Genomic DNA, 13140 nt, shown 5'->3' with positions numbered 1-13140 from the left:
AAATTTTCCGAGAAAAGAAAGGCTGAGAGAAATCTCAGCCTAGGTCTGTAAAATTAATGAAAGCTATATGAATCCTGTCTCTACTATCACATTGCCACAATTTTGCGATAGCTGCGAGAAGTAATGAGAAAGACACCGACATATACTGCAATAAATAGAGCGCAGACACTGAGAGTCACCACTAACATAAGACTTGCATTGAGCACGCCCAACATCTGTAAAATGAGACTGAGCATGTGATAGGCAAAAGCCAAATGAAGGAAGGCAAAGATTAGGGGCAGGAAGAAGACAGTCTGTACCTGTTTACGAATGGTCTTTCTAGTCTGTTGCTCATCTAAGCCGACTTTCTGCAGGATGATGAAGCGATCACGGTCTTCGTAACCTTCGGAAATTTGCTTGTAGTAGATAACCAGCACTGTTCCCATCATGAAGACAATAGAGAGGAAAATCCCTATAAAGAAGACACCACCCAGCATACCCTTAATCTCAATTATGCCAATCACACCAGTTTGACCGTGGACACCACCGGCACCTTCTGGCAGGGACTGGTTATAATCCGCCATTTTCTTTTGATAGATTGTATCCAGCTTAGCCTTTTCATCTTCTGAAGCTTCAATATCCAGACTACCATAGAGTACAGGATTAATAGCCTGCTGCTCCATCTGCGGAGCTAAGAGTTGACTAGGATCCTTGGCTACTAGATACAGCCCTTTAGGAATGATAATATTATACTCATCTGGAATCTTGTGAAAGATAAAATCTTCAGACAGGACTTTCTTGATCGTCAAGTTTTGGCCAGCCAGCTGCAGAGGCTGCTTATAATCCAGATCCACTCCCTTGTTAAAGACAGCAATCTCATTTTCCTGCAAAGACAGATCCTTTCCTGTCAACTTTTCGTAATCCTCGCTGGAAAACATCAAGATATAGGTATTGGGTGACACAGCCCATTGTCCCTTAGGATAAATATCTAGGCTGTTACCCTCTTTTTTCTTGACACCCATTGAATAAAACTGATAGGTCTCCTGTTGCTTGACCTTCAGCTGATTCTCTGCTACAAACTCTGTCAAGACCTGATCCAGCTGTTCTTTTTTTGCATTCACACCGCCATTGATAGAGAAATCATGCGGAAACATAAGTTTTTGCATATATTCCGCGCCAGAATAGATGTTCATACCGGCAGAAAAGGTCACTAGAACCATTGTCGATAGGATGGAAATAGTAGCCAGCCCCACTGCATTTTTCTTCATCCGGTAAATAAGATTTGAGACGGAAATCATATTATTGGGCTGGTAGTAATACTTTTTGTTCTTTTGCAGAAGCTGCAGAAAGACTGTAATACCAGCGTTAAAGAGCAGGTAGGTTCCTAAAATGACTAAGAGGACTGCTCCAAAAAAGACGAAGATTGCTTCCATAGGATTACGCACAGTCTGAGCCAAATAGTAGCCGTAGAGCAGAGCTGCCAGGCCAATAAAGGTCTGTGGCAGTAAAAACCGGCTCTTCTTCTCTCCGCTGGCCTTTTCCTTAGACATCTTCAGGGAATCAAAACGCAGAATTCGCCAGCCATTAACAAAGACCAAGCCTGCAAAAATAAAGCCATAAATAACCAAAACAAGAATCAAGACCGGTAGCTGAAAGGTTGAAACCAGAACCACCTTGGTCCCCATGAGCTTGAGCAAAAAGGCATAAATCAGCTGGTCAAAGAGAACACCAATAGTCAGTCCCAAACTTACAGCCACTAGCCCGAAAATCAGAAGCTCAATAAAGGTCATAACAAAGAGATGACGCTTATTAAGACCTAGCATACCATAAAGCCCCAGCTCCTTGGAGCGATTCTTCATAACAAATTGATTGGCATAAAAGACAATAATTCCAGCTGTGATGTTCACAATAACAACCCCTAGGACCAAAACGAGGATAACTGAGCTGGCACCTGTCATTTTGGATAGATTGGGATTAAAAGCCAAGGAGTTGAAAATATAAGAAATGGCTACAGCCACACAAGTAGCCAGTGCAAAAGGATAATAGAGACGGCGGTTCTTAATCAGATTGGATACCGCCAATTTTGCTGCTAATCGAAACACTAGTCCTTCACCTCACTTGCCATAACTGTCAGAGTATCAGAAATCTCTTGGAACATCTGCCGCTCGGTCTTGTCACCGCGGAAGATTTGATTGTAGAGAATCCCGTCCTTAATAAAGAGCACCCGCTTGGCCCGGCTAGCTGCTGCCGTCGAGTGGGTCACCATGAGAATGGTCTGACCGCGGGCATTGATGTCATCAAAGACATCCAGAAGGGCTGCCGAAGACTTGGAATCCAAGGCTCCCGTCGGCTCGTCCGCCAGCAGAATCTCGGGGTCTGTGATGATGGCCCGAGCTACTGCAACCCGCTGTTTCTGGCCTCCAGAAATCTCATAAGGAAACTTCTCTTGCAGCTTGTTAATTCCCAGCTCATTGCAGGTTGTGACCAGCTTTTGCATCATCTCGGTAATGGGACGGCGAGAGAGGACCAGAGGCAGGAGAATATTATCCTTGACCGATAGGGTGTCCAAAAGGTTGAAATCCTGAAAGACAAAGCCTAATTTCTCTCGGCGGAAGCTGGAAGCCTGGCTGTTTTTGATGGTTGCCGTGTCAGTTCCATTGAGAAAGACGCGGCCCTCAGTCGGCTTGTCCAACATGGCAAGGATGTTGAGCAGAGTGGATTTCCCGGAGCCTGACTCCCCCATGATGGCGACATATTCGCCTTTTTCTACCGTAAAGTGAATGTCTTTCAGTGCCTCTACTTGGCTGCCCTGAAAGCGGGTTTTATAAATTTTTTTCACATGTTGTACGTCTAATAATGTCATACTGAACCTCTTCTTTATTTAAATTGATACTACTATCATACCGGAAAGACAGACAAGTTTCCATAACCTAATCTTTCATTTTGCCTGCCAATCTTACATTTTTGTCATCTTGTGCTCCAAGTCGGATAAAGAGAAAAGTCAACTGACCTTTCTCTTATCCTTAAATACTGGAATCTCTCAGTGACTGTACTGCAGCCAGAAATAATATTGACTGGAAGCGCAGCCTAGGCGAGTCTTCTCAATTTCTTCCTTGGAAATCTTTTGAGCTTTAGGTTTACTTTGGCGATGGTTAAAAAGATTGATTTTCATAGCGGGCCTCCTTCTTGAAGTCTGATTATTAGTTTGGAAGATTCTTATCTTCTTTTTCTTTACACTTATAGGATACCGAATTCCCTGACTAGCTGCCATAAGATAACCTTTCATTTTAGCCTTTAAACTTACATTTTTGTCACTTAGAAAAAATAGTTTTTGATTGCCCTTAAACTACGTCAATATCCTTAAATTCAACGATGTATATTGGCTTCTTTCGTCAAGCGCATAAAAAAACAAGCGTCAATTTTCATTGACACTTGTTTTCTGTTTTATTTTTTGAAACGGATCCCGAAATAAACCCCACAACCAACTATGATAATCAAGCCTATAGCAAGTAGCGTAAAGCTGATTTCTGTACCTGTGAAAGGCAGAACTTTCTTCGAGTTCCCCTTATCTTTAGGTTTATCTTGGTCTTTATCTGTTGGTTTATCTTGATTTGATTTTTTCGGATCTGGATTATCTGTTTCTTTAGACGGATCTTTTTCTGGACCAGTCGGTTTTGTTTGGTCAGTTACGACTAACTTCCCATCCTTGTATTCAACTGTATTTCCATTGGCATTTACAACTGTTACTGTGCCATCGAGATTCACTTGGAACACAATGTCAGTAACAGCTAGGTAACCAGTTGGGGCTGCAGCTTCATGGAAAGTATATACTCCAGGAGCTAGTTCAAGCTCATGCGATATATTTGCTTCTGAAGTCCATTTCGCTACAGGATTGCCAGTTGCCTCTTTGCCTTGGAAAATTTGAATCTCTGCACCAGCAATCTCAGTGCCACCAAGGTTGACCTTACTGAAGGTCACCTTACGTGGCAGATCATCATCCTTATCGGTTACTGTAACAGCTGAACCATTAGTCGCAACGGTGTTAGTTTCACCCTTAGCGTCTTTCTCACCGACATTGGTCACTTCCACTGTACCGTCATGCTTGACTTGGAATGTGATGTCCGTTACTTTGAGGTAACCGGTTGGTGCGGCTTCCTCATGGAAGGTATAAGTGCCTGGAGTCAAGTTGATATCCTTAGACTTGTTAGCTTCGGATGTCCAGCTTTCGACAGCTTGACCTTCTGCTTTATCGCCCTTGAAGATCTTGATTTCCGCACCAGCGATTTCTGTACCGCCGAGATTAACTTTACTGAAAGTAATAGTCTTGGGACTGTCATCGTCTTTATCCGTTACAGTAACTTTAGAACCATCGGTTACGACCTTGTTCTCTTCACCTTTAGAGTCTTTTTCGCCAACATTGGTTACTTTAACTGTTCCATCATAGTTAACTTGGAAAGTGATGTCGGTTACTTTGAGATAACCTGTTGGAGCGGCTTCCTCATGGAAGGTGTAAGTGCCTGGGGCCAAGTTGAGATCTTTAGACTTACCAGCTTCAGATGTCCAGCTTTCTACGGCTGTTCCTTCTGCCTTGTCGCCCTTGTAGATCTTAATCTCTGCACCTGCGATTTCTGTACCACCAAGGCTAACCTTACTGAAGGTAATCTTACGTGGTAGATCATCGTCTTTATCCGTTACTGTAACAGTTGAGCCGTTAGTTACGACCTTGTTGTCTTCGCCCTTAGCGTCCTTCTCGCCAACGTTTGTCACTTCCACCGTGCCGTCATGTTTAACTTTGAAAGTGATGTCGGTCACTTTAAGGTAACCCGTTGGAGCCGCTTCCTCATGGAAAGTGTAAGTACCAGGTGTCAAGTTGATGTCCTTAGACTTGCCAGCTTCGGATGTCCAGCTTTCGACTGCTTGACCTTCTGCTTTATCGCCCTTGTAGATCTTGATCTCTGCACCTGCGATTTCAGTTCCACCTAGGTTGACTTTACTGAAGGTAATCTTACGTGGAAGATCGTCATCCTTATCAGTAATAGCCAGAGTTCCACCATTGGTCGCAACGGTGTTAGATTCACCCTTAGCGTCTTTCTCACCAACGTTTGTCACTTCCACTGTACCGTCATGCTTGACTTGGAATGTGATGTCCGTTACTTTGAGGTAACCGGTTGGAGCTGCTTCCTCATGGAAAGTGTAAGTACCAGGTGCTAAGTTGATATCTTTAGACTTACCAGCTTCGGAAGTCCAGCTTTCTACTGCTGTACCTTCAGCTTTATCGCCCTTGTAAATCTTGATTTCAGCACCAGCGATTTCTGTACCGCCGAGGTTGACCTTGCTGAAGGTAATCTTACGTGGAAGATCATCATCCTTATCGGTTACTGTAACAGTTGAGCCGTTGGTTACGACCTTGTTCTCTTCACCCTTAGAGTCTTTTTCTCCTACGCTAGTCACTTCCACTGTACCGTCATGGTTGACTTGGAAAGTGATGTCTGTCACTTTGAGGTAGCCTGTTGGAGCTGCTTCCTCATGGAAGGTGTAGGTGCCTGGAGTCAAGTTGATATCCTTAGACTTGCCAGCTTCGGATGTCCAGCTTTCAAATGCTTGGCCTTCTGCCTTGTCGCCCTTGTAGATCTTGATCTCTGCACCGGCAATTTCTGTACCGCCTAGGTTGACCTTACTGAAGGTCACCTTACGTGGAAGATCGTCGTCCTTATCGGTCACTGTAACAGTTGAGCTGTTGGTTACGACCTTGTTGTCTTCACCTTTAGAGTCTTTCTCACCGACATTGGTCACTTCCACTGTTCCGTCATGTTTGACTTGGAAGGTGATGTCCGTTACTTTGAGGTATCCGGTTGGAGCTGCTTCCTCATGGAAAGTGTAAGTGCCAGGTGCCAAGTTGATGTCCTTAGACTTACCAGCTTCAGATGTCCAGCTTTCGACTGCTTGGCCTTCGGCTTTCTCGCCCTTGTAGATCTTGATTTCAGCACCTGCAATCTCAGTACCGCCGAGGTTGACCTTACCGAAGGTTACCTTACGTGGAAGATCATCGTCCTTATCGGTTACAGTCAGTGTTGCTCCATTGGTCGCAACGGTGTTAGATTCACCCTTAGCGTCCTTCTCACCAACATTGGTCACTTCCACTGTTCCGTCATGTTTGACTTGGAAGGTGATGTCCGTTACTTTGAGATAGCCGGTTGGTGCGGCTTCCTCATGGAAGGTATAAGTACCTGGTGCCAAGTTGATGTCCTTAGACTTACCTGCTTCGGATGTCCAGCTTTCAACTGCATCTCCTTCGGCTTTATCGCCCTTGTAGATCTTAATCTCAGCACCAGCGATTTCTGTACCACCGAGGTTGACCTTACTGAAAGTAATGGCTTTAAGACTATTGTCCTCTTTATCGGTTACAGTAAGAACCAAGCCATTTGCTTCAACAGAATCTGTTGCTCCTTTAGCATCAACTGTAATGGTACCATCAGAATGAACTGTGAACTTAATATCTTCTACAGCTACAAATCCAGCAGGAGCAAGGCTTTCTTTCAGAGAATAGGTCCCTGGAGCTAACTTAACCACCTTAGATGCGTTGGCTTCGGAAGTCCACTCTGCAACAGGTCTAGCTTCAGGACGAATCTGACTGCCTTTGTAGAGTTTCAATTTCGCACCAGGGATTTCCTTCCCGTTTGGATCTACTTTCTTGATCGTCACATCACGTTCTGAGTCGTCATCCTTGTCTGTTACCTTCAAGGTTGCTCCGTCAGTCACAACTTTATTGTTTTCACCTTTGGAGTCTTTTTCTCCGACATTGGTCACTTCCACCGTACCGTCATGTTTGACTTGGAAAGTGATGTCAGTTACTTTGAGATAACCCGTTGGAGCGGCTTCCTCATGGAAGGTGTAAGTACCGGGTGCTAAGTTGATGTCCTTAGACTGATTAGCTTCGGATGTCCAGCTTTCAAGAGCTTGACCCTGAGCTTTGTTGCCTTTGAAAATCTTAATTTGAGCACCAGCAATCTCAGTACCACCTAGGTTGACCTTACTGAAGGTAATGGCTTTAGGACTATTGTCCTCCTTGTCGGTAATCGTCAGAATTGAGCCTGCTGCTTGAACAGTATCTTCTGCTCCTTTTTTCACAAGAGCAACAGTGCCATTAGCACCTACTGTAAATGTGATGTCTTCTACATATTGATAACCAGCAGGAGCATTCGCTTCAGTCAGTGTATAGGTTCCTGGAGACAATTTTATCACTTTAGAAGTATTTTCTTCTGAAGTCCAGTCTGCAACAGGAGCTTCTTCCTGATCAACATGATCACCTTTATAGATTTTCAGTTGCGCACCAGGAATTTCTTTCCCGTTTGGATCTACTTTTTTGAAAGTTACATCCTGCTCGGTTACCGTCTTCTTATTGACGATCTCGCGCGATACAGATTTGTCTGATCCAAAATCCTGGGCACCAATCTTAATTTCCTCAGTTAATTTATCATATCCTGTAGGAGGAGTCACTTCACGGATGGTATAATCATCACGCAACAAGTCACCCAAGTTGGCATTCCCGTTAGAATCTGTGGTTAATTTTCCGACAACTGCACCGCTCCGATCACGAACAACTTCAAATTCAGCACCTTGCAGGTTCTCACCATTTTCATTGACCTTATGGAGCTTAATAGTGAAAACATAGCCTTCTCCAACACCGCCGGCAATCTGATAAGAGCGATTTTCAGCTGATGTCGTTGTTTGACCACCATTATAGGTCATGGTAGCACTATTGGAAACACGCTCACCATCAACAAGATCGTAATCTGCTTTTGTCTTATAGTCCAGCAAATACCCGAAACCATCCATGTCGCCAAGGTCGATCGTGAATCCATCACCAGCAGCATTTTCCGTGATTTTTGATTGGAAATTAGCTGTCACGTCTTCTGTTGAATCCCGCACCCAATCTCCATTATTCCAGCGCCAAGCAATTTTATAGACCCGAATTGAGTCCCTCATGATTTTAAAATTAGGCGAGGTAATCTTGTCAGTAATCGTTACATCGGTATAATGCTCCATATTGCGGTTAATCGCAATATTGTAATGAACTTCGTTCTTACCGTCTTCTGCTGCCTGATAAGAGCTCTTCTCAATTTTTGAGTCATATCTTTTGGGTGGTCCATTATAATGGACGATTCCCGGATACAACATCCGACCTCCTACGGTAAATCCACCATTCAAGTCACCTTCTTGTCTCACAACATCATGGTCAACTCGTGCATAGAAGAAGAATTCTCCTTGGACACCAGACTTTTGCTCAACATAATTTGTATAGGTCAAAGTAATGGTCTTGTTGGTTGAATCCAAAAATCCATTTGCCACTACGTTATCCGAGCCGTCCTTAAGCTCAATAGCTGAAGAGTTCCCAAAAGCATACTCAGAAGGCAAGATGATTTTTGTCGTATCTCCTTGATGTACTTGGTTATCCGGCAAGACAAACTTTGCGTAAACTCGAAAAGTTTCCCAAATATCAATTCCCTGCGTCAAATCACCACCTGAAGAATTCTTCAGGCTCATCTCCGTGATAACATCACCAAACTCAGCTGCTTGCACCTGAGTAAGAGGAGCAACTGATGGCAAAATGACTCCTAAACAAAGAATAATAAGGTGGAGCAATGCTCTAATCCTTTTGTTCATGCAATTTTCCTTTCTCACAATATTCAGTTTTAAATGTACAATGTAATTGTATACTAACTGAGCTTCCCCATCTTGTCAGTGCCCACTTTCTAAAAAGCGAACATTTATAGATACATTACATCTACATTTTATCATACTATAAGGAAAATGGCTATACACAAAAGGAGATTTTTTTAACATTTGTTTACCTTTTTGTCATTTAGAAAAGGTGGACGATTTACATGATTCATTTGCAAATCAGACCACTATTGCTAGGGTCAATTGCGTCTGACAATCAATGTCCTCAATAACGCAGAAAAACCGGAGACAAAGTCCGGTTCTTCTGATTTATTTCCTAAACATTAGGGCATAAAATTTCCCGTCCCAGAGGAGTTTCAACTCCTTCTCCTTAACCCCTGCCGGTATAGCGGCCTCAATTTCTCCTAAATCAACAGTAGCGTCCTTAAAATAGTTCTTGCTGAAGTGATTCTTCTTATATTGCTGGTCCACATAGTCTGCCGTCTCGTCTGAAATCATAATTTTAGTCCCTGGCTTAGCTACCCGCAGCATTTCCTGCATGGCCTTGGCCTTATCGCTAAAGAAATTAATCCCGCCGATATGATAGACGATGTCAAAGCTATTATCCTCAAAGGGCAGGTCTTCTGCACAAGCATGAAAGAGCTGCAGATTTGTTTTCTTGGCGCAGGATTTCTGGCATTTTTTCAGCATGCCTATGGAAATATCTGCCCCGACAAAGTCTAGGCTTTTCAGGTCAATATTCTCAGGAATGTAGCGTAGGTCGTGACCTGTTCCGATAGAGACATAAAGAACTGACAAATTGTCCTTCCATTCTATTTCTGCCATCAGATCCCTTCTTAGCTTGTCAACTGTCTTGCCATAGAGAAGACCGCCCAGCCATTTCTCACTCAAATCATACCAGCGAGCAAAGCGATTGTACATGGTCATATACTTGGCATTGTCCCCTGAGACATAATCCGGATTCAGCGCCAGATAGATGTCCCCATCTTTTTGAAAATCCTCTAACTTCAAACCTGGCTTCAGCTTCTCTTGAATTTTTGTATCTGTCATATCTTCTGTCTCCTTTTTCTATTTGCCATTTATTATAGAGGATTCTGAGACAAAAACAAGAGTTTTTCCCTAAGTGGCTGCCCTGCATGAGTAACTGGAAGAAATTGCTAAGTAAGCTGCAAAAAAACTAGACAAAAAATGTGCAAACAAAAGAAGATAAAGCATTCTGCCCTATCTTCTCTTTATTTATTTGCTCAGTCGAGTCTTACGGTAAAGTCCTAAAAGAGCCAGGACTACCAGACCAGCAAGAACTAGTCCAAGACTTTCAGCAGAGCCAGTCGCAGGAAGCACCTTTTTAGATTTTCCTTGACCATCTGCTGCTTTATCAGAATCAAATGATGGATTTGAATCAGATGATTGATTTGGCTTGGTGCCACCTTGAACCGACTTATCCGGTGTGCTTGGTTCAGTAGGTGCCGCTTGGTCAGTGATGAACAACTTACCGTCTGTATACTCTACTGCATTGCTATTAGAGTCTAGAACTGTTACAGTGCCATCATCATTAACTTGGAAGATAATATCTGTCACAGCCAGATAACCTGTCGGAGCCGCTTCTTCATGGAAGGTGTAAATACCCGGCTCTAGGTTAATTTCCTTGGATTGGTCAGCTTCTGAAGTCCAAGATGCGACAGGGCTGCCCTTGCTTTCCCGTCCCTTGAAAATCTGAATCTGCGCACCAGCAATTTCCTCACCAGCTAGATTGACCTTGCTGAAGGTTACCTTTTTGTCTCCAGGAATTTGCGTTTGCTTGTTAACGACATTTACTGCGACCAATCTGCTATCTCCAGAATCTCCAGAGGCAGGACTGCCTACGTTCAAAGTCTTACCAAAATCCGTCGGACTGATGGTAATATCCTCTGTCAGGCGATCGTAACCAGCTGGAGCAGTCGTTTCACGTAGGATATAAGTGTCGCGCAGAAGATTACCAACTTCCGCATTCCCATCCGCATCTGTCGTGATTGTGCCAACCACCTTATTGGTCGCTTTCCGCACCACTTCAAAGACTGCACCGCTCAGAGAGGCATTAGACTCATCTGTCTTGTGAACCTTAACCTTGAAGTTATAGCCTTCGGACTTTCCGCCAGCAATTTGATAAGAGTACTCGTTGGTGACAGACACAGTCTCGGTATTGTTGTAGTTCATAGTTGCCTTATTTCCTACAACCTCTCCATCAGCCAAATCATAGTCGGCCAGCGTCTTGTACTCAACTAGGTAGCCGAAACCTTCTACATCTCCGAAGTTGATTGTCAAGCTATCACCTTCAGCGCCAAAGGTCATTTTAGACTGGAAGTCTGCTGTTACGTCTTCAGTCGAATCACGCGCCCAATCACCATTATTCCAGCGCCAAGAAACCTTATAAACTCGTACAGAGTCTTGAACAATCTTAGCGTTTGTATTACCCAGCTTGTCCGTCACAGAGACTTTTTTGTAGTTCCCCATGTTACGGTTAATAGCCACATTGTAGCGGATTTCATTCTTAGCATCGGCATCCCACTGAAAAGCACTCTTTTCTAGCAGAGACTCATACTTTTTCGGCGGTCCATTATAGTGAATGCTGCCAGCTGGAATCCTATTATTGCCTACCGTGAAAGTAGCTGGAATATCCCTTTCCTCTGTGACAACTTCGTGGTCAATCCGCGAATAGAAGAAAAACTCGCCTCTGACACTGGACTTCTGCTCTACATAGTCTGTGTATGTCAACGTGATGGTCTTAGCATTGCTATCCAGAACTCCATTAGCCACCAGAGCTCCGTTTTCATCCTTAAGCTCAATAGCTGACGAATTCCCAAAGGTAAATTCATTCGGTAAATGAATCACCGTTGTATCACCCGCATGGGCTTGGTTGTCCGGCAGGGCAAACTTAGCATAGACTCGGAAGGTCTGCCAGATATCTACACCATTGGTCAGCTGCTCACCAGAGTTAGTGGTGAGGTGCATCTCAGTGATGACATCATTGAGTTCCGCCGCCTGAGCCTTAAGGGTTCCAGCTAGGAAAGGCAGGAACACGCCTAGACAGAGAATGATGAGCTGAAACCATACTCTCAGTTTTTTATTCATGCAATCTTCCTTTCTCACAAGTAAAATTTGTTTAAAAGCACAGCGTATTGGCAAGCCAGTCGAACACGCTCTTTTCATGTTTTTCTGCCTTTTTGACAAACACTGGAAAGACAATACTAATTCATTGTACCATATTGACTATTAAAAAACTATAGGAATGCTCACAGGGTTTTATCATAAAAAGGAGAAAGAAGAAGCTAAGCCTTCTCTCTCCTATTGATACGAAAACGGGCCAAAAGATGACCTAAAAATCATTGAAAAAATTAAGCTCTTCTATTTTGACAAAAAGGTCAATCTTTATGTGACGCACTGGAAGTTGCGTCTACCTGATTCTGATCTGTTTCTTCTTGTTTGGAAGAATTTCTTTCCGTCTTATCTGAGGTGTCAGGCTCTTTCTGCGTATGTCCGCAGGCCGTTAGGATAAAGACAGAAGTCAGAGCCAGAAACAAGCTCCCAATGTTCTTGAACCTAGACATACGAGTCCTCCATTTATGCGAAACTTGATGAGACTAGCACTTCGCCAAAAATGCCTGCACAGTCTTAACATCTTCTGGAGTTCCGCCTTGGTCAATATCGCAGATATGCTGGAGCCCATATTTTTCAATAATCAAGGCAGTCGCCCCGCAGAAGGTCCGGCCGTGTTTAACAGAGTCACCATTGTTAACAAAACCTTTAATAAGCCCAGGATGTTTCTTGATAAAGCGTTTGGTAGACCAAGGAATTTTCCCAGCACCAGCATTTCGAGTAATGAGAATACAGGGCTCTTCCAGTTTTTCCTTGATGGTCTGGGTCGGATAACCCAGTGATTCTGCAAATCGTTTTCCAATACCAGTATTTGAATCATAAACTACAATCATCTTCATCACCTATTTTCTTAAAAAAAGGATAGCAAACCAAGCCGCAAAGCCTAAAACCACGACATCTGAGATGAGCATAAGCATGAACTCCAAATCTGGCATCATGTGAATGTACATCAGCAATGCCAAAGTTGTCAAAGCCAGTGCCGTCAGCTTAGCAACTGCCGGCAAGCCCGGAATCAAAGCTGCTCCGATTAGGACAACAATGAGACCTCCGACTAAAAATGACTGAAAATCTACACTTAAACTAAAACCAACTGTCGCACCGCCGTAACCAATGGTCAAAAGACCAATCAGCACCAGACAGATACCTAAAATAGCCAATCCGCTCATGGCAAATCCTCCTTGCTTATTCATTCTTTTCCTCACTTTCCGTTTTTGAATGAACAGTTTCTAACATTCATTCAAAACCTTCTAAAAAATAATTCACTTTATACTTATCCAATCACGTTTCTTGAATACCTTCCAATTCCTATTCGCACTACATAAGACATCACCTCCTTTGTTGATGAAT

Annotated in this window: 9 protein-coding genes; all 9 read right to left on the bottom strand. The window is 43.4% G+C overall.

Features of this window, described 5'->3' with window-relative positions; all coding sequences use genetic code 11:
- Positions 1-86: 86 nt before the first annotated feature.
- On the bottom strand, positions 87-2081 hold the full coding sequence (locus O3621_RS00545) for an ABC transporter permease (protein WP_314450222.1): 1995 nt from the start codon (positions 2079-2081) through the stop codon (positions 87-89).
- Positions 2081-2842 (bottom strand): ABC transporter ATP-binding protein, encoded by a 762-nt coding sequence (locus O3621_RS00540; RefSeq protein ID WP_002894797.1) that lies wholly within the window; start codon positions 2840-2842, stop codon positions 2081-2083. Before O3621_RS00540 ends, O3621_RS00545 begins: the two co-directional genes overlap by 1 nt.
- Before the next feature lie 177 nt (positions 2843-3019).
- The gene (locus tag O3621_RS00535) at positions 3020-3151 is read right to left on the bottom strand and encodes a hypothetical protein (protein WP_009659231.1); all 132 of its coding nucleotides are present in this window, start codon (positions 3149-3151) and stop codon (positions 3020-3022) included.
- 272 nt (positions 3152-3423) lie between these two features.
- Positions 3424-8643 carry a SpaA isopeptide-forming pilin-related protein gene (locus tag O3621_RS00530; protein ID WP_371513256.1) on the bottom strand — a complete coding sequence of 1740 codons (5220 nt, stop codon included), beginning with the start codon at positions 8641-8643 and terminating at the stop codon, positions 3424-3426.
- Between the two features lie 327 nt (positions 8644-8970).
- A complete protein-coding gene (locus O3621_RS00525) occupies positions 8971-9711 on the bottom strand; it encodes a class I SAM-dependent methyltransferase (protein ID WP_061592032.1) in 741 nt (246 codons plus the stop codon).
- Positions 9712-9897: 186 nt separating this feature from the next.
- Positions 9898-11769, bottom strand: coding sequence for a SpaA isopeptide-forming pilin-related protein (locus tag O3621_RS00520; protein ID WP_314450284.1), 1872 nt, complete (start codon positions 11767-11769; stop codon positions 9898-9900).
- A gap of 290 nt (positions 11770-12059) precedes the next feature.
- On the bottom strand, positions 12060-12245 hold the full coding sequence (locus O3621_RS00515) for a hypothetical protein (protein WP_002918572.1): 186 nt from the start codon (positions 12243-12245) through the stop codon (positions 12060-12062).
- 33 nt (positions 12246-12278) lie between these two features.
- Positions 12279-12635 (bottom strand): class Ib ribonucleoside-diphosphate reductase assembly flavoprotein NrdI, encoded by a 357-nt coding sequence (locus tag O3621_RS00510; RefSeq protein ID WP_002899844.1) that lies wholly within the window; start codon positions 12633-12635, stop codon positions 12279-12281.
- The gene (locus tag O3621_RS00505) at positions 12636-12983 is read right to left on the bottom strand and encodes a hypothetical protein (RefSeq protein ID WP_004185927.1); all 348 of its coding nucleotides are present in this window, start codon (positions 12981-12983) and stop codon (positions 12636-12638) included.
- Between the last annotated feature and the right edge of the window lie 157 nt (positions 12984-13140).

The sequence above is a fragment of the Streptococcus sp. 20925_1_22 genome (genome assembly GCF_041431685.1).
Lineage (GTDB): Bacteria > Bacillota > Bacilli > Lactobacillales > Streptococcaceae > Streptococcus.
This window is presented reverse-complemented; position numbering and strand designations above follow the sequence as displayed.

Bases quoted from the DNA above. Each gene is read 5' to 3' on its own strand.
- O3621_RS00540 (WP_002894797.1), bottom strand. From the start codon at position 2,842: ATGACATTATTAGACGTACAACATGTGAAAAAAATTTATAAAACCCGC.
- O3621_RS00535 (WP_009659231.1), bottom strand. From the start codon at position 3,151: ATGAAAATCAATCTTTTTAACCATCGCCAAAGTAAACCTAAAGCTCAA.
- O3621_RS00530 (WP_371513256.1), bottom strand. From the start codon at position 8,643: ATGAACAAAAGGATTAGAGCATTGCTCCACCTTATTATTCTTTGTTTA.
- O3621_RS00525 (WP_061592032.1), bottom strand. From the start codon at position 9,711: ATGACAGATACAAAAATTCAAGAGAAGCTGAAGCCAGGTTTGAAGTTA.
- O3621_RS00520 (WP_314450284.1), bottom strand. From the start codon at position 11,769: ATGAATAAAAAACTGAGAGTATGGTTTCAGCTCATCATTCTCTGTCTA.
- O3621_RS00515 (WP_002918572.1), bottom strand. From the start codon at position 12,245: ATGTCTAGGTTCAAGAACATTGGGAGCTTGTTTCTGGCTCTGACTTCT.
- O3621_RS00505 (WP_004185927.1), bottom strand. From the start codon at position 12,983: ATGAATAAGCAAGGAGGATTTGCCATGAGCGGATTGGCTATTTTAGGT.